This is a genomic window from Cupriavidus necator A5-1, assembly GCF_000744095.1.
In the GTDB taxonomy this organism is placed as follows: Bacteria; Pseudomonadota; Gammaproteobacteria; order Burkholderiales; family Burkholderiaceae; genus Cupriavidus; species Cupriavidus necator_A.
In genome coordinates this window covers 1,243,439-1,260,749 of record NZ_JQLI01000001.1, presented here as the reverse complement: position 1 = coordinate 1,260,749, position 17,311 = coordinate 1,243,439, and the positions used below count along the sequence as shown (strand labels likewise).

At 59.8% G+C, this 17,311-nt stretch carries 14 protein-coding genes and 1 pseudogene; 12 read left to right on the top strand and 3 right to left on the bottom strand.

Going from position 1 to position 17,311, the window contains the following annotated elements:
- The first annotated feature begins 40 nt into the window (after nt 1-40).
- Nucleotides 41-970: a LysR family transcriptional regulator gene (locus tag K307_RS05530; protein WP_230625513.1), complete on the top strand. Its 930-nt coding sequence runs from the start codon at nt 41-43 to the stop codon at nt 968-970.
- A 70-nt stretch (nt 971-1,040) separates the two neighbouring features.
- On the opposite strand, the gene K307_RS45670 is transcribed toward K307_RS05530, so the two are convergent.
- Both K307_RS45670 and K307_RS05525 read right to left on the bottom strand, forming a co-directional pair.
- Complete coding sequence (locus K307_RS45670; RefSeq protein WP_080744902.1) at nt 1,041-1,340, bottom strand: DUF4148 domain-containing protein; 300 nt, start codon at nt 1,338-1,340, stop codon at nt 1,041-1,043.
- A gap of 266 nt (nt 1,341-1,606) precedes the next feature.
- Entirely contained in the window at nt 1,607-2,344 is a 738-nt protein-coding gene (locus tag K307_RS05525; RefSeq protein WP_051974681.1) for an IclR family transcriptional regulator, read from the bottom strand.
- A 239-nt stretch (nt 2,345-2,583) separates the two neighbouring features.
- Between K307_RS05525 and K307_RS05520 the strand changes: the two genes are divergently transcribed.
- The 9 genes and pseudogenes from K307_RS05520 to K307_RS05480 all read left to right on the top strand — a co-directional run bounded on the left by K307_RS05520 (nt 2,584) and on the right by K307_RS05480 (nt 13,194).
- Nucleotides 2,584-4,353 (top strand): FAD-dependent oxidoreductase, encoded by a 1,770-nt coding sequence (locus K307_RS05520; protein ID WP_042876841.1) that lies wholly within the window; start codon nt 2,584-2,586, stop codon nt 4,351-4,353.
- Nucleotides 4,354-4,370: 17 nt separating this feature from the next.
- Nucleotides 4,371-5,150: an SDR family NAD(P)-dependent oxidoreductase gene (locus K307_RS05515; RefSeq protein WP_042876840.1), complete on the top strand. Its 780-nt coding sequence runs from the start codon at nt 4,371-4,373 to the stop codon at nt 5,148-5,150.
- Nucleotides 5,151-5,244: 94 nt separating this feature from the next.
- Nucleotides 5,245-6,285: pseudogene (locus K307_RS50940) on the top strand (ABC transporter substrate-binding protein); the annotation flags it as partial.
- A 276-nt stretch (nt 6,286-6,561) separates the two neighbouring features.
- Entirely contained in the window at nt 6,562-7,416 is an 855-nt protein-coding gene (locus tag K307_RS50935) for a branched-chain amino acid ABC transporter permease (RefSeq protein ID WP_230625844.1), read from the top strand.
- On the top strand, nt 7,413-9,191 hold the full coding sequence (locus K307_RS05500; protein ID WP_042876838.1) for an ABC transporter permease subunit: 1,779 nt from the start codon (nt 7,413-7,415) through the stop codon (nt 9,189-9,191). The genes K307_RS50935 and K307_RS05500 overlap by 4 nt, the downstream gene beginning before the upstream one ends.
- Entirely contained in the window at nt 9,184-9,906 is a 723-nt protein-coding gene (locus K307_RS05495) for an ABC transporter ATP-binding protein (protein ID WP_042876836.1), read from the top strand. The genes K307_RS05500 and K307_RS05495 overlap by 8 nt, the downstream gene beginning before the upstream one ends.
- Before the next feature lie 16 nt (nt 9,907-9,922).
- Nucleotides 9,923-11,104 (top strand): MFS transporter, encoded by a 1,182-nt coding sequence (locus tag K307_RS05490; protein WP_230625511.1) that lies wholly within the window; start codon nt 9,923-9,925, stop codon nt 11,102-11,104.
- 171 nt (nt 11,105-11,275) lie between these two features.
- A complete protein-coding gene (locus K307_RS05485) occupies nt 11,276-12,334 on the top strand; it encodes a porin (protein ID WP_042876834.1) in 1,059 nt (352 codons plus the stop codon).
- Nucleotides 12,335-12,495: 161 nt separating this feature from the next.
- A complete protein-coding gene (locus K307_RS05480; protein ID WP_042876832.1) occupies nt 12,496-13,194 on the top strand; it encodes an EthD family reductase in 699 nt (232 codons plus the stop codon).
- A 116-nt stretch (nt 13,195-13,310) separates the two neighbouring features.
- On the opposite strand, the gene K307_RS05475 is transcribed toward K307_RS05480, so the two are convergent.
- Nucleotides 13,311-14,270 (bottom strand): MBL fold metallo-hydrolase, encoded by a 960-nt coding sequence (locus K307_RS05475; RefSeq protein WP_042876830.1) that lies wholly within the window; start codon nt 14,268-14,270, stop codon nt 13,311-13,313.
- Between the two features lie 315 nt (nt 14,271-14,585).
- Here K307_RS05475 and K307_RS05470 point away from each other — a divergent pair, with 315 nt between their 5' ends.
- Both K307_RS05470 and K307_RS05465 read left to right on the top strand, forming a co-directional pair.
- On the top strand, nt 14,586-15,119 hold the full coding sequence (locus tag K307_RS05470) for a LysR substrate-binding domain-containing protein (protein ID WP_419187143.1): 534 nt from the start codon (nt 14,586-14,588) through the stop codon (nt 15,117-15,119).
- 279 nt (nt 15,120-15,398) lie between these two features.
- Nucleotides 15,399-17,042, top strand: coding sequence for an ISL3 family transposase (locus K307_RS05465; RefSeq protein WP_080744900.1), 1,644 nt, complete (start codon nt 15,399-15,401; stop codon nt 17,040-17,042).
- Nucleotides 17,043-17,311: the final 269 nt, after the last annotated feature.

Sequence of the window (17,311 nt, the reverse complement as noted above, 5' to 3'; positions counted from 1 at the left end):
GGACTTACGACGCAATGAACCAGTCTGGATTCGCTTCTTTGTGGACAAAAAGGATACTTTCGTGCCTCACTTAGACCAGTTGAACGGCATCATGACTTTCGTGGAAGTAGCCCGCGCCGGGACTTTTACGGCGGCCGCGGAGCGGCTCGGCATCACGAAATCGGCTGTCGGAAAAAGTGTCTTGCGCCTTGAGGAGCGTCTCGGCGTCAAACTCTTTCACCGGACGACGAGGCGATTGAGTCTGACGATTGACGGCGAGGCTTACTTTGCTCGCTGCGAACGGGCGATGAACGAAATCGGCGAGGCCGAGGCGGCGCTTAAGTCCCAGCAGACGTCTCCCAAAGGTCGCATTCGGGTTGACATGCCGGCCGCGTATGGCCGCCGGATACTGCTCCCCATTTTTTTGAACATGGCCAAGCGATACGCTGGCCTGGAGTTGACTCTGACATTCAATGACCGATTCGTTGATGCCGTCGAAGAAGGTATCGACTTGCTTGTCAGAATCGGGGAACTTGCCGACAGCAGTGGGCTCGTCGCGAGACCCTTAACCACCCAACGGCTGACTGTTTGTGCGGCACCAGAATACCTTGCGCAGCGCGGAACCCCTGCGACCATCAATGACCTTGCAAACCATCACTGCATTGTTGGGTTCCGCCGCGACCAGGTAAAGACGTGGATTCTTTTGCAAGATGGCATCGCGCATCGGTATGCGCCACCGGCCACGCATGAGTTCGGTGACGGGGACGCCATGCTCGCAGCAACGCTGGCCGGTTGCGGATTGTCACAACTGCCAATGTGGCTGGTGAGAGGTCACCTGAAACGGGGTGAATTGGTCGAGGTATTAGCCGGGCATTCGGGAGGGGAAATGCCGATTCACGCCATTTGGCCGAGAAATCGACATCTGTTGCCCAAGGTTAGAGCTGTCGTTGATGAGCTTGTCCAACAGGCTGAGCAAGGAAGTCTCGACTAGAGGTTCGAATTGCTTGGCCGCGTGGCTGCATCGCAGATGCACGGCAGCCACGCACTGAGTTCTGGACACCCTATCGTTGGTAGGACGAAGCGGGCTTATGTGGATAATCGAATGGTTTCCACGGAAGCGCTCCTTCTTTCCAGGCGTTCGCAAGTTCAGCTTTTACTTGTGCTCGGGTTACTGTAGCGGACGCGTCCGCGCGCGCTTGCGAGACGTCGGACACGGACGTGTACAGATACTTAAGGGGTGGGGCGGCAATTGAGCCCTTGGCTTCGGCCGACGATTGCGACGCGTCCGCTGCAATGGTGGGTGCCGTGGCAACGATGGCAGCAAAGGCGGCGATGCCAAATACCAATTTTGATGGCTTCATTGTTTTTTCTCCATGGGTAACACGGTGCTCTAGCGTGAGCGACTGTAGAGGAGAAACAATGGCTATTAAAGTAGGCCGCCGGACCAATTGTGTGGAAGGAAATTCTACCCCAGTGTGTCCTCTACGCTGAGCGAGTGGCGCGGCCAATGGCGGTGTGTGCGGCACGCGCGGGATAACCCGGTCCAGCTTTAATCGTTATAGCGCATGCCGAGCTCGCCAAAGAGGGAATTGGCGAGAGGAGGGGAAATCCTCAGTTTCGGAGATTCTTAAACAGCGATTCGCTGCTTTCCGTAGCCCAGCTGTGTCGAAATTTCTTCGCAGCACTTGCGCAAGGCTTGCGCAATCTTGCCGTCCCACGCGTCTTCGAATGTACCGAGTGGCCCCATGACGGTGATAGCAAGGACGATGTTGCCTTCAAAGTCGAACACCGGCGCGCTGAATGCATTGATACCGGGAATTGGCTCGCCCAATGTACGGGCCATGCCGCGGCGCCGAATCTCAGCGAGTTCCGCCTCCAGCTTTTTGTGGTCGTGTTGCTTGGGGTCAGCATGGAGTCCAAGCCGCGACATGTCGGTGGCAAGGAAATTCTCGACCACTTTGGGCGGGAGGAAGGCCGCGAAAAGTCGCCCGGTGGCTGTGTTCGAGAGCGACATCACCGTACCGGTTCGGAGGTTGACGTGCATCGGGTGCGTGGGTTCGACCAGGCGCACCACGACCGGGCCTGCATTTCCCCATACCACTACGGCAACGCTCTGCTCCGTCTGGATGGCCAGGTCGGACACGTGTGGAGCCGCTTCTTTGACCGGGTCGAGCTGTTGCAGCTTCGCCAGTCCCACCTGCAAGGCAAGGGGCCCCAGTTCATAGCGGCCGGAGGCGGCTTCCTGCGTCACGAAGCCAACGTTCAGGAAGCTCACCAGATAGGGGTGCGCCTTTCCGGCAGTAATCCCCCCGGCCTTCGCAAGCTCCCCGAGAGCCATGGGCTTCCCGTGTGCAGCGAGGGCCATAAGGAGCTTGCTTCCGATTTCAATCGACTGGATGCCTCGACGGGTCTTCGCTTCCACGGTTGGCGCAAGTTTCAGAGTGGGTTGTGGCGGCGATTGTAGCACTAGGGGTTTTCTCCTATATCGAGCATATCTGATTACATCGTGTCATCTGATAATAGCAGACGCATTGACGAATATCGAAAGTCTGCCTAGACTGTGCTCACGGTCCCGGCCAGCCCGTCCTTACGCGGTCAGCCGACATGAATGAGGAGCAACAGGTGGACAAAGAGATTTTCGAATGTGACGTATTGGTCATCGGCTCAGGCGCTTCGGGAATGGCCTCGGCCGTCACTGCCGCGTATGAGGGCTTGAAGGTTCTGGTAATCGAAAAGGAGCCCAAATTCGGGGGCACGACCGCACGGTCAGGCGGTTGGCTGTGGATTCCTGGTACGTCGCTGGCGAAACAGCAGGGCATCCATGAGGCCCCCGATGCGGCGAAGACCTATTTGAAGCACGAAGCGACGACGCACTATGACGAGGCGCGCGTCAGCGCTTTCGTTGAGAACGGTCCCAAAGCGGTTGACTTCTTTACGTCAAAGACCGCGGTCAAGTTCGACATGCCGCCGGTTTTCCCGGACTACCATGCAGAAGCACGCGGAGGCGTACAAGGAGGGCGTTCGATGGTGGCGCGCCCATTTGATGGACGGGAGCTCGGCCCGCTCATCAAGAACCTTGCGCCTCCGCTCCCCGAACTCACCGTGTTCGGAATGATGCTTGGCTCGGGCAAGGAGATTTGGCACTTCATGCGCGTGTTCCGTTCGCTGGAGTCCTTTGTCTACGTTACGAAACGTTTGTCCCGTCACTTTCTCGACGTAGCCCGGTACGGTCGCGGCATGACGCTGACCAACGGGAATGCGCTGGCTGGCCGGCTGCACAAGGCTGCGGCAGACCTCGGCATTCCAGTTTGGCTTTCGACGACGGCTCGTAAGCTGGTCGCCACGGGAGACCGCATCACTGGAGCGGTTGTGGAACGTGAGGGTCAGCGGGTCGAAATCGTTGCCCGTCAAGGCGTCGTCCTCGCTTGCGGTGGCTTCCCGCATGACATCGAACGCCGCAAAGCGCTGTTTCCGCATGCGCCGACAGGGCGGGAGCACTTCAGCCCGTCGCCGCAAGCCAACACCGGCGACGGACTGCGGCTCGGCGAATCCGCTGGCGGTTGGGTGGATGGCTCCATCCCCCATGCTGCTGCATGGGTGCCCGCGTCCGTTACCACGCGTTCAGACGGTTCCAAGGGCGTCATGCCGCACTTCATCGACCGTGCGAAGCCTGGTGTGATTGCTGTGAGTCAACGAGGGCGGCGCTTCACTAACGAGGGCAATTCGTACCACGACTTCATCCAGGACATGGTGAAGGCCTCGAAGGGCGAAAAGGAAGTGTCCTCCTGGCTGATTTGTAACCACCAGACGTTGCGCACCTATGGACTGGGCTGCGTGCCACCGTCGCCGATGCCCATCGGAAAATACATCCGCAATGGCTATCTCAAGCGTGGCAAGACGCTTGCTGAACTGGCCTCTGCTATTGGCGTGGCCGCCCAAGCACTGCAAGAGACGGTGTCGAAGTTCAATGTCCATGCTGTCCGTGGCGAAGACCCTGAATTCGGCAAGGGAAGCAAGGCGTACAACCGGTATCAGGGCGATGCTCTGCATAGGCCCAATCCTTGCGTAGCCCCCATCGAGAGCGGGCCCTACTATGCCATCAAGCTGGTTGTCGGCGACATCGGTACGTTCGCAGGATTGGTGACGAACGAGAATTCGCAGGTTCTAACCCGTGACCGCAAGACCATCCCTGGTCTATATGCAGTGGGCAACGACATCTCCAGCATCATGGGCGGTAACTATCCGGGTGCCGGTATCACTCTCGGGCCGGCCCTTACTTTCGGCTACGTCGCAGGTCAGCATCTTGCGGCAGCCCGTAACGGCGAACGCTCGAACGCCAACAAGAGCACCTTGGCACAGCCACGGGCTGCATAAGAACGAAGGAGACCTTGATGACAAAGTTCAACTCGGTTGCCGCCCAGGTATCGCTCCATGGAAAGACCGCGGTAATCACTGGCGCGGGCCAGGGCAACGGGCGTGCACTGGCCACCGGCCTCGCGAGCTGCGGTGCGCGAATCGTCGCGACGGACATGAATCCTCAAACGCTCTCCGAGACTGTGGGGCTGGTCGCAGCGGAAGGCGCTGAAGTATGGGCATATGCATTGGACGTGACCGACGCACAAGCATGCAAGGCCGTAGCGCTGGCAGTTTCTCAGGAGGTCGGCGGAGTCGACATTCTGGTGAACAACGCCGGGATACTGATTCGCGAAGGAATCGATAGCGAGCGAGCGGAAGCGAACTGGAAGAAGACCTTCGATGTGAACGTGCAGGGTACGTTCAATGTTTCCTACGCGTTCCTGCCGTCCATTCGGGAAACGCGCGGCAGCATCATCAATGTTGCGTCCATTGCGTCCTTCGCTGGCCAGGCCGGGCCTTTGGCCTATGCGCCAACCAAAGGTGCCATCAAGCTCTTCACGCAATCGCTTGCCGCGGAGCTGGCACTTGACGGCGTGCGCGTGAATGCCATCGCGCCGGGTGTTATCGAAACAGCGATGAGTGAGTTCACCCGGAGAGAGCCTGAACGACTGCAGCGCTTCATGGCACGTATCCCCATGGGGCGTGTCGGACAGCCGCAAGAGCTCGTAGGCCCGGTGGTTTTCCTAGCGTCTGCGATGTCGTCCTATGTCACCGGCGTAACGCTTCCGGTCGATGGAGGCTTCCTCGCCATCTAGTTCTGTCAGTGTGAAAAGTTGACGAGGCGCCTGAGAGCGCCAACGAGGCGGCCGGGATTAATGCCGCCGCCTCACTCACATCAATGGAGACAATATGTCTATCCGTCGCCTCATAAGCTGCGCGTTTGCACTTGCGGCCGTCCTTTGCACGACCTATGCCCCCGCAAATGCGCAGAATATCCGACTGGGCTTCAATGGGGACCTATCGGCTTCCCCTTCCGCGCAAAGCGGGCAGGCAAGCGTGCTGGGAATGCGCGCTGCGATCAAGGATATCAACGCAGCCGGAGGCGTTCTGGGACGTCCCCTGGAGCTCGTTGTGCGCGATGACACGTCGCAACCGCCGCGCTCTATCCAGAACATGAGCGAACTTATCGACAGCGAGCGCGTTGTCGCCATTCTTGGGCCGACGAACTCGGGCAACGCGCTTGCGTGGAAACACATTCCTAATCAACGGAAGATTCCGGTTGTTACCACGATTGCGTCGGGTACCACCATCACAAGTCCTTCCGGGGCCGAGAACTATATGTTCCGTGTCTCCATGGTGGACAAAGAGCAAATCAAGGGCCTGCTGGCCTATCTGCGGAAGAATCCCACTTCGAAGCGTGTAGGGTTTATGGCTGAGACCACCGGGTATGGCCAAGGGGGACTCAAGGACCTTCAGGAGCTGGGAGCTGCCCAAGGTGTGCAGCCGGTTGCCGTCGAGCGTTTCGGTGTCAGCGACACCGACATGACCTCGCAGCTGAACAAACTCAGGGCGGCCAATGTCGACACCATCGTGGTGTGGGCCCAATCGACGCCAATCGCCCAGCTCGTCCGCAGCATGGAGAAGATCGGGTATTACCCGCTCTTGCTGTCTTCGTGGGCTGCAGACAATCAATCCTTCCTTGATGCCGCCGGTCCGGTCCATGCAGAAAAGCCGATATTCATGCGGACCCTTACTGACAATCGCAATCCCAGGCAACAATCTCTCTTTGACAGGATCGCCGCGGACATGAAGGCGCCGAGCGCTTTTCCCTTTGCGGCACATGGCTACGACGCGGTCCTGCTGCTTGCCGCTGCCATTGAACAGGCCGGCTCGACGGACGGCGCTAAGGTGAAAGACGCGCTCGAAAACCTGCGCAAGCCGGTTCAAGGCGTCATGAAGTCGTATGTGCATCCCTTCACAGCGGCCAAGCACGAGGCAATCGTGGCCGACGACCTGGTGTGGACCAAGTGGAAGGGCGGCAAGCTGCTCCCTTACTCCGACGCTGTCATCGCCAGCCTCACGAAGGCTGATTATGAAGGTCAAGTCGCGAAAGGCACGGCGACACTGTCTCCCGTAGCAGCCATCGGAGGCGGCACGGCATTGACTAGCCTGTTGCAGGCGCTCTTCGCCGGCCTGGCTGTCGGAGCCGCTTATGGCCTGGTAGCTATGGGATTCAGCGTCACCTTCACCACCACAAAGACACTCAATTTCTCGCATGGTGACTTTGTCTCCGCGGGTTCCTTTGCGGGCGTCAGCGTACTGCTTCTGCTGGTAGGACTACCCATGACATCGAGTTCCTTCCAGACCTTGATGCCAAATGCAGGAATGCAGCTGATTGCCCTCTTGGTGGTCCTCGTCGTTGCCGCACTGCTCGGGTATCTCATGTACCTGCTTGGAATCAAGCCGTTCTCGGGTAAGCCGGGTATGAACTGGGTAATGAGCACACTCGGCTTCGGCATCGTATTGCAGAGCATAGGCCTTGCTATCTGGGGCCCGAAGCCCATCGTGGTGCCGAGCCCGCTTGGTGACGAGGTCATTCGGGTCTTTGGGGTCGGCATTCGTCCCCAAGAAATTCTCATCTTGGTGGTGTCTGTGCTCGTGATGTACGCGCTGGATTGGAGCATGCGCAAGACCATGCTCGGCAAGAAGATGCGCGCCGTGGCTCACAGCCCGACGGTGGCATCTTTGATGGGTATCAACGTCAACGCGGTAATGATTGGTGCTTTCCTGGTGAGTTCGGCTCTCGCCGGACTCTCCGGGTTTCTTTTGGCGCCCATTGCCCAAGCCTCGCTCTTTATGGGTATCGCGGTCGGCCTGAAGGGCTTCTCCGCTGCGATGGTGGGCGGGCTGAACAATCCGCGTGGCTGCGTTATCGGCGGTTTCGTGCTCGGCGTTCTTGAACAGCTTATCAACCTCTGGCAGGCGCAGTGGCGGGAGGTGGCAGTCTTTGCTCTCGTGATTCTTGTTCTCGCATTCCGACCGAACGGTCTCTTTGGCTTCCGCACTGTGGAGAAGGTATGAAAGCACCTGCTCATTTCGCTCTTGTCGGCGTTGTGGCCGCGGCTTTCATCGGAACCGCGGTGGCCCTAGGCAATGACTACTATCTGCGCATCATGTTCATGATGTGCGTCTACTACATCTGTGCGGCCGGCATGAACGTGCTGGTGGGCTTTGCCGGCCTGAAATCGCTGGGGCAAGCGGGTCTGTTCGCCGCCGGCGCTTACTCAGCGGCGCTACTGACGTCGAAGTATGGCGTGAATCCTTGGCTGGCATTTGCGCTGGCAGCGGTCATCTCCGGCGCTTTTGGCGTCCTGATTGCCTTGCCGTCTCTTCGCGTGAAGGGGCCGTACCTGGCCATGGTCACGCTCGCGTTTGGCATCGTTGTCGAGAAGCTGGTTACCGAATGGACCGAAGTATTCGGTGGCGCGCAGGGTATCTACGGAATTGGCGCCCTGACCTGGCAAGGCACCGCGTTCAGCAGCATTCAGTGGGTCATCTTCGGCGTTGCCCTCGCTGTAGCGATACATCTTCTGCTTCGCTCGTTGCTGGCGAGCCGATTCGGTCGCGCGTTCCTTTCCCTCCAGGCTGATGAAATTGCGTCATCGTCTGTGGGCGTGCGTGTGTACCGAGCCAAGGTCCTGGCCTTCGTCATCGCTGCGGTGTGCTGCGGCATAGCGGGAGCACTGGTTGCTCAGCAGAACCAGTACATCAATTCAGACTTCATCAGCTTCCATCTTTCCATCTTCATCTTGCTCCTGGTGCTGTTCGGCGGGGCAGGTTCGTCGATGGGCCCGCTGGTGGGTGCGATTGTGCTGACGCTTGTCGATGCGCTCCTGAGTCGCTGGCCCTTCGTTCAGCATTTGATTTATGGCCTGCTGTTGCTCTTTGCCCTCTACGTGATGCCGAACGGTGTGATGGGGTTATTCCAGTCTCGCCGGGGAAGCTCGAAGGCTGTCAAAGGGGCCGCCCGCCACAGCGTCACGCCAATCTTTTCGGCAGGCCGACGTGGGGCGCAGGCAGACGGGTCGATGCTTGCTGTGCGTGGTGTTAGTAAGGCATTTGGCGGTGTGAAGCCGGCCAAGGACGTGTCGTTCAGCCTGTGTAGCGGCGAAATCAACGCGCTTATCGGTCCGAACGGTGCGGGCAAGAGCACCATGATTAATATGCTAAGCGGACTTATCTGTCCCGATGAGGGCAGCATCCAGCTGAACGGCACTGACATCGTTGGTCGTCGCCCCCACGACATCTGCACCATGGGCGTGGGTCGGACCTTTCAGAACCTGCGCCTCTTCGGTGAGCTGTCTGTTCTTGACAACGTGCTGGTGGGCCGGCACAGCCGCATGGCCAATGGTTTCTGGTCGTCCCTGCTCGGACTTCCGAACGCCAGGCGCGAAGAAGCGGACGCAGCGCAGCGCGCTACAGCGATTCTGGAATTCCTCGATTTGGACCAGCTAAGCGACACGCCCGCAGGAAGCCTTCCCTATGGACTCCAGCGTCGCGTGGAACTGGCACGCGCACTGGCAACGGAGCCTCAGCTTCTCTTGCTCGATGAACCTGCGGCAGGGTTGAACCCTCAGGAAACGGCGGAACTGTGTGACTACCTGGTGAAGATTAAGAACCAGGGCATCACCATGCTTATGGTCGAGCATCACATGGACATGGTGATGCGCGTGTCGCACCACATTGTGGTCCTCGATTACGGCGTCAAGATTGCTGAAGGAACCCCCGCGGAAGTTCAATCGAACAAAGCGGTGGTTGAAGCCTACCTTGGAACAGGAGCTGTCGCCCATGCGTAACGATTCCATCCTGAAACTCGACAGCGTGCGAGTCTCCTACGGTGCCATTGAGGCGGTCAAGGGCGTCAGCCTGGAAGTCCGTCGCGGCGAGGTCGTCAGCATTATCGGAGCAAACGGCGCGGGCAAGAGCACCGTGTTGAAGAGCATCGCGGGCGTGGAGCGGGTGCGCTCCGGAAGCATCGAATTCAACGGTCAGCGCATCGAAAATGCTCCTGCGCATGAACGCGTGAAGCTCGGTATTGCTCTGTCTCCTGAGGGGCGTGGTGTCTTTCCTGACCAGTCTGTCAGGGACAATCTGTTGCTCGGCGCGCTTTGCAGAAGCCTGTCGCCAGGCGACCTGTCGGCGAGGTTGGAGCGGGAGTTCCAACGCTTTCCGCGCTTGAAGGAGCGACAGCACCAGCATGCGGGAACGATGTCAGGCGGTGAACAGCAAATGCTGGCGATCTCCCGGGCCCTGATGAGTGACCCCAGTTTGCTGTTGTTGGACGAGCCTTCACTGGGTCTCGCACCGCTCATCATCGAGGAGATTTTCGAAACGATTTTGAAGCTGCGTGACACCGGGCTTTCTATCATTCTGGTCGAGCAGATGGCCTGCAACGCGCTGTCGGCAGCAGACAGTGCCTATGTACTGGAGACGGGAAAAGTCATCCTGACCGGCACCGGAAAGCAGCTCCTCAATGACCCGAAGGTGCGTGCGGCTTACCTGGGCGGCTGACCTGGAAGGCGGAGCAATGATGATCTCTTCCGGAGCCGCTGTTTCAGGGAATGCCGTGGCACTTGGGGCGCTGGGCGTGGCTGCTGCATTGAGTATGGCGTCAATGCGAGCATGCGACGCGCTGCTTCCTGCGTTGGCGGCGGACTTCTCGGTGCCTGTCGGTGCCGCGGCGCAGTCCATATCGGCGTTTGTGCTGGCCTATGGTTTGCTTCAACTGGTCTATGGGCCGCTCGGCGACCGCTTTGGAAAGCTGCGTGTCATTGCAGTGGCGTTGACGGCTTGTTCGATAGCGAATGTCCTCGCGGCGCTTGCGCCTACCATGACTTCTCTGGCAGCGGCGCGGGGGCTGTCTGGGGCCGCCGCTGCCGGGATTATCCCGATGAGCATGGCCAGGATTGGCGACACGGTTCCGTTTGAGGGCCGCCAGCAGGTTCTGGCTCGATACCTGTTCGCGACAGTCGGGGGGCTGATTGCAGGCCAGTGGTTGTCAGGGCTTATTGCGGAAGCCATCGACTGGCGCGCCGTCTTCTGGGTGTTGGCCACGGGCTTCGCCGTGGCGGCCCTTCTGGTGCATAGACAGGCATCCCGTGCGGCGCGGGATATGGCCGCCAACGCTAGCTTCGCCAAACAAATCCAAACCGTGCTCGGCGAGCCGTGGGCGCGCATCATTCTGCTTATCACGGCGATTGAAGGGCTTTTCACGCTTGCGGGATTCGCGTTCGTACCCGCTTACCTGCACAGGCAGTTCGGTCTTGGCTTGGGCGCGGCGGGTGGCGTGATGGCGATGTACGGAGCTGGAGGGCTCGCTTACGTCTTTGTCTCCAGGGTGTTGATACGGCGGCTCACGATTCGCGCTTTGGCCAGTTGGGGCGGTGTCTTTCTCGGGTTGGGCTTTGCCACCGTTGCGACCGGCTCGCGCTGGGAGTGGAGCCTCCTCGGGTGCTTCCTCGGGGGGCTGGGCTTCTACATGCTTCATAACACGCTGCAGACTCAAGCCACGCAAATGGTCCCACAGGCGAGAGGAACCGCCGTGGGCCTGTTTTCGGCGAGTCTGTTCTTCGGGCAGGCAATCGGAATGGCAATCGCCGCAGTTGTAGTCGATTCCTTTGGCGAGGCGCCGCTGTTCGAGCTGGCAGCCATCGCACTACCGGTGCTAGCAATGGCTTACGGCAGGCTCGCACATCTCAAAGGTCACTAGCAAGAGGGACCACCTTTCTTAGACAGGACAAGGCTTTGGTATGCGGACGACTAGGTCGTCTGCAGGGCATCACTCGTCCAAAGATTAATCGTAGTAACTACCAAGAGAGCAGTGGAGGAGAAACTTGTGAGACGGATTGGCTTTCAACAACAAGCATTGTTCGGTGCAGTAATGTCCCTGACGGCGGCCTCAGCCTTCGGCCAGTCGTCGGTGACTCTTTATGGCGTGGTGGATGCCGGCATCGAGTATGCCAATCACCAGCCCGGGAACGGCGACAACGTCTATCGGTTGACGTCAGGAAATATTGCCGGTTCGCGCTGGGGCCTTCGCGGTGTGGAGGACCTCGGAAGCGGCCTTCGAGGCGTGTTCGTTTTGGAGAGTGGCTTCGACGCTGATACCGGGAAATCTGGTCAGGGTGGTCGGCTCTTTGGGCGGATGGCATATGTAGGTCTGCAAGCGCCTTGGGGAAACATTCTCTTGGGCCGCCAACAGAACGCATTCTTCGACTTCGTGGGCAACTACGACCCGATGACGCTAGCCACAAAGTACTCCGTATTTACCCAAGACCCCTTTTTCGTCGGACGCGCCGACAACACTGTGAAGTATGTTGGGGTATTTGGCGGCTTGAAAGCCTCGGCTTTCTATAGTTTCGGTGCAGATAGTAGCGTCGTCAACGGGAGCGAGGTACCTGGCAATCCCAAGCTTGGTCGCGAGTACGGTGGCTACCTCACGTACGACATCGGCCGATTCGGCGTTGCCGCGGCCTACGACGAAATCAACACTGGAACGTTGACTCAATCGCCGGACGCGAAGGTCAGACGCGCCTCCACGGCTGCGACATATTCCGTAGGCGCAGGCAAGTTCTTCGCGGGCTATCGGTGGGCGAGAGGGTATGACGGGGGCATCGTGCCCGGTGCGGCGCCGGGTATCGGCAACCAGGCCTCCAATCTCTACTGGGCCGGCGTCAACTTGCAGGTCACGCCGGCCGTCACGTTGGCTGGCGCTGCCTATTTCCAGGACTTCAGGAACACGGGTAGCGACCCTTGGTTGTTCGCGCTGAATGCTGACTATGCATTCTCCAAACGTACTCACCTATACGCGTCGCTGGGATACACGAAGAACAAGGGCTCGGCCAACCTTGGCTTTTTCGACTCAGGGAAGTCGTTCGGCAACGCAAATCCAGGACAGAACCAAGCAGGGGCCGTTATCGGAGTGCGTCATTCCTTTTAAGCGGTGAAGCAGAGCTGGCTCTAAGTATGCCAAGGCAACCCATAGTTGCCGGGCGTGACACTGGACAAAGCGAAGTTGCGCCGCTTGAAGGCGGATGGCTCGACGCCATCCGCCAACACGATACTTGTACCACCCACCACCAGCCAAATGGAGGCATCGTCATGACTGTTCGTATGGGACTGTTGAACAAAAAGACCGACTGGTCGCAAGAGGACTTCCGTCGCTACTGGACTGAAGTCCACGGCCCACTCGCAGCACGCCTTCCGGGGCTTCGCAGCTACATTCAAAACCATGTTATAGATACTGCGCAGCGGGGTATCACTTACAAGCGAGGTCCCGAGCATGTCGACGGCTTTTCCGACCTGACTTTCGAGAATGTCGACGCGATGCGTGAAGCTTTCGCATCAGAAGTGGCCCCGGCGCTTGCCGAAGACGAAGCACGCTTCATTGGCCGGCTTCGCATCCTTACCCTCGACCGGCGAGAGGTGAATGCACCTGATCCGAGCCGCAAGCTCCTCAAACGCATGTCATTCCTGCGTCGACGCTCCGACGTCGATGAAGCAACTTTTGAACGCGAATGGCGAGTCGAACACGCGCGCCTCGTGAAGCTTATGCCTGGTGTGGCAGGCTACCGTCAGAACCTCGTCGTGGAACGTGAAGCAACCAAGGGCACGCCCTGTGGCTATGGCGAACTGCCTATCGATGGCGTTGTTGAACTCTGGTTCACCGACCCAGAATCGCTCAACGCTGCGTTCGCTTCGCCTGAAGGCGTACGCACCATGGCACACGCTCAGACGTTCATCGACGAAATTACGACGTTCCTGGTCGAGCCCCGAGTCATCGTCCCATCGCAAGCCTAACGTGACCGGTGCGGATACGGCTCGGTCGGGACGTATTCGCACACAATAAAAAAAACCCGGTCGCGGGGCGAACCGGGTTGCAATTCACCTTCCAGCGCAACGGAAGGCGAGGGCCCTTAATCTTGCAGTGCGTCCCACATTTCCTTGTCACGCTGCGCGGTCCAGATTCGAGGGTGTTTGATGCCGCTCGCCTCGTCGTAAGCTCGCGTAACGTCGAACGGCAGGCAATGCTCGTAGATGAAAACCTGACCAAACTTCGGGTCCATTGCCTCACGCGTCAGAGCCATAGCGCCTTTCAGGTCAAGCTTTTTCGCGACCGCAGCTTTGCCGCTTTCCAAGAGCGTGGTAACGAAGTCTTTCGTATAGTTGAGCCCCTGCTGCACTGCTTCCGGCGTCGTCAACGCAGGTCCGCGGCCAGGCACCAGCTTTTCGGCCCCCAGCCCGCGCAGCGCTTCCAAGGTGGTGGGCCACTCTTCCAGTTGCGCGTCACCGCAGTAGCAAGCGGCGTCGAATTCAACCAGGTCACCGGAGAACAGCACCTTCTGCGAGGGAATCCAGACGACAGTGTCGCCTTTGGTATGCCCCTGACCCAGGTGCAGAATTTTCACTTCGAGCTTGCCAAGGAACAGCGTGAGTTCACGCTCAAAGACCAAGGTCGGCCAGGTCAGTCCCGGCACGGTTTCGAGACCGGCGAACAAGCGGGGGAAGCGCTCAATCTCCGACTTCATATCGGCCTCACCCCGCTCTTGAATCAGCTCGTAAGTGCCGCGGCTGGCGATGACGTGCTGTGCCCCCTCCTCGAAGTACGCGGAAGCGCCCAGTACCCGCACAGCATGGTAATGCGAAAGCACAACGTGCTTAATCGGCTTGTCCGTGATGCTGCGAATCCTCGCAATGAGGTCCTGCGCCATGGCAGGGGTGGCGGTGGTATCGACAATCAGAACGCTGTCGTCGCCAATGATGACGCCGGAATTGGGGTCGCCTTCCGCCGTGTACGCGTAAGCGTTCTCCGACAGCTGGGTAAAGGTGACCTTCTTCACTTCAAGGTCGGCTTGTGATGCAAAGGCTTTTGCCATGGCGTTACGTCTCCTGCAGGGCTATAGAAGTGGGTCAATTCAGTTCATTGGCGGACCCCGATGACTGCTAGCCATCGTAGACACCTACCGCAGATCTGTCAATATCGAAGCCATCTGTGTTAGTCAGATGAAATGATGGATGTGAATTGGTTCAATAAAATCGGATAAGGCCGGGGTTAAGTGGCGTAAGCGTCGCGGTGGTCAGCCGTCAGCTGCGACCCGGTTGTGGCGCTGATGATGGAAGCTGTGCATCACTATGAGGGGTATGTGGCCAAAGCCCTCGGCGATGGCATCCTGGCCCTTTTCGGCGCGCCGATCGCCCACGAAGACCATGCGCTGCGCGACGGTTCCATTGACTTTGCCGTTGCCGCCCCGGTGCACCAAGCCCTCGCCCCTGAGTTCAGCTTTGAGCCGCTGCAGACGCTGGAAATGATTGTCGGCTGCCGCCCCGGCCATCCGCTGGCGAAAGCCACAGAATGGGAGCAGCTTCTCGACTGCGAATGGCTGATGCACCTAGCGCCCGGCAGCCACCACACCGATATGGTCGGCCAGTTGCAGCGCGCCGGAATTCCCGTGCCCCAGCGCATCATTACGACAAACAGCTTCGGCGTGACCTGGAACCTGATGACGCGCAGCGATGCGCTGCTCTCCTGCCCCGCCGCCTGGCTCAGCGTGCAACCCTACGCCCAGCAGGTCACCCGCGTGCCGCTGCGCATGCCCCTGCCGTCGATCACGCTAGGCATACTGAGCCTGCGTGATACGCCGCTGTCGCTGGCGGCGGAGACCATGGCGGAACTCTTCCGTAGAGAGATTGCGGCGCATGGGAAGAAGCTGGCAACGGGCGGGTAGGGGTGGCACCTTCGGCGGCAGGCCGGAGGGCCGTTGCGCCAAGGAAGGTTTCCCGCTGTTGCAGATCGCCGGGCACGCGACCTGTTGACGCACTGGACGAGCATGAGCGCGGCGCTGAAGCGCGAAGCAGCCGGTGGGTGCTCAAGCTCGGGTCGGTTCACACATGTGTGTCCGGCGTACTGTCGTAGAACGAAGCAATTCTGGGTCTCCCGCACTTTGTGTGACGGCCGCGTCGAGGGCTTGATTCCGGGCCGATCTGGCCCTACGTTAATCATTACCATGAGCCAAGTTCTCGGTGGGATCGATCGTATTCTCGCCCGTGTGGGTAAGCGCGTCGTCTCCAGCGACGCGCGAGGGGAAACCATCACTGTCGCAGCCTGCAGTACGGTTCGTGCGGCAACTTGTCCTGCTTGCCGTTGTTGGAGTAACCGACGCCACGGCAGCTATGTGCGCAGGCTGGAAGAACGTCCGATGCTCGAGCAGCGGGTTGTTCTCGCCGTTGAGGTGCGTCGCTTCAAGTGTGCGAACGCCGGCTGCCGCCGTCGTACGTTTGCCGTGAACATCCACGCCTTGGCCGGTCGGCACCAACGTCGTACGCAATCGCAGGCTCGGGCGTTGCACGCGCTGGGCCACGCCCTCGGTGGTGAGGCGGCGGCCCGGCTTGCTAACGTCTTGGGCTTGCACACCAGTGCCGACACCGTGCTGCGGGAGTTGCGAAGAGCTCCTGGGCGCAAGCGCAAACCACGACCGCGGGTCGTCGGCATCGACGACTGGGCGATCGCGCGCGGTCACCAGTACGGAACGATCATCGTCGACCTGGAGCGACGTGAGCCGATCGCAGTGTTTGCCGGCAGAGAAGCAACTGCGGTGACCGCGTGGATGCGTGCGCACCCATCGATCGAGATCGTCGCCAGGGATCGGGCCGGGGCCTACTCCGAGGCGGTCGACATTGCGCTGCCCGCAGCCAGGCAAGTCTCCGATCGCTGGCATCTGCTGTGCAACCTGCGCGACAACGTCGAGAGGCTGCTGTACCGACTCGGGCCGCAACTGCGCCAAGCCGCGCAGCAAGTCGAGGTCGGTGGCGTGACCCTGGGCCGGCAGCGGGTGCTGAGCCGCAACTCACTGTGGTCATGGCAGCGCCTGAGCGATCAGCGACGCGCCACGCGGCTGGCGCTGTACGAGCGGGTGATGGCGCTACATGCCCAGGGCGGCACGATGAAAGGAATCGCGCGCGAGCTCTCAATTGACCAACGAACCGTGCGCAACTTCGTCATCGCGGGGGCCTTCCCGGAGCGCGCACCCAGGGCGCGGGGCCCGACGCCTTTGGATCCCTATCGCACCTATATCGAGGAACGAATCGCCCAAGGCTGTCGCTTTCCTGAACTGATCTGGCAAGAACTCAAGCAGCGAGGCTATACGGGCAGTCGCGCCGCCGTGCGGAATTGCGTGGTCCGACTCCTCTTTCCGCAGGGCAAGGTACCGCTTCTTCAGGCACCCGTGCGGACGATGCCGTGCCCGTCGGCCCGGCGCGTGTTCGGATGGCTTGTCGGTTGGAGGAAGCTCGCCGTCGAGGAGCCCAGGAGCGCGGACCACGAGCGCTTCGTGCAGGCGCTGTGCAAGATCGAACCCGTGGTGGGCGAGGTCCGCAGCCTCGCGCGGGAGTTTCTCGGGCTCATGCACCGGCGAAGTCCGCGGCAGTTCGATCGATGGCTAAAGCGTCTGTCACGCTGCGACGCTGTGGAAATGCGCAGATTCGCGCAAAGCCTGCGCGCCGACTTACCGGCTGTGCGGGCGGCCTTCAAGCTGCCATGGAGCAATGGCCAGACCGAGGGTCACGTCAACCGGCTCAAGTTCCTCAAGCGTCAGATGTATGGCCGCGCGAGCATCGAGCTTCTGCGGTTGCGGGTAATGACGCCAAACTGAAAGAGCGGCCTCCCTTGTCCTGCTGGAGACGCTGGTCCGATCGCCATCGCAGGCGGCTGAAACCGTGCGGCCGGCACAAGGCTACCAGACTCGCCCACATGGTCATCAAAAATGGTGGTGGGCGCCGGAGACGACCCCGTTCCACGCTAAAACATCCTCCAACGCAAGGTCGTCGTCGTCACACAAATTGCGGAAGACCCACTTTTAGTTTGGTCTACGCCTGGCTTCCGAAACCTCGAATCCTTCATCCATGGCCCGAACAGCGCTTT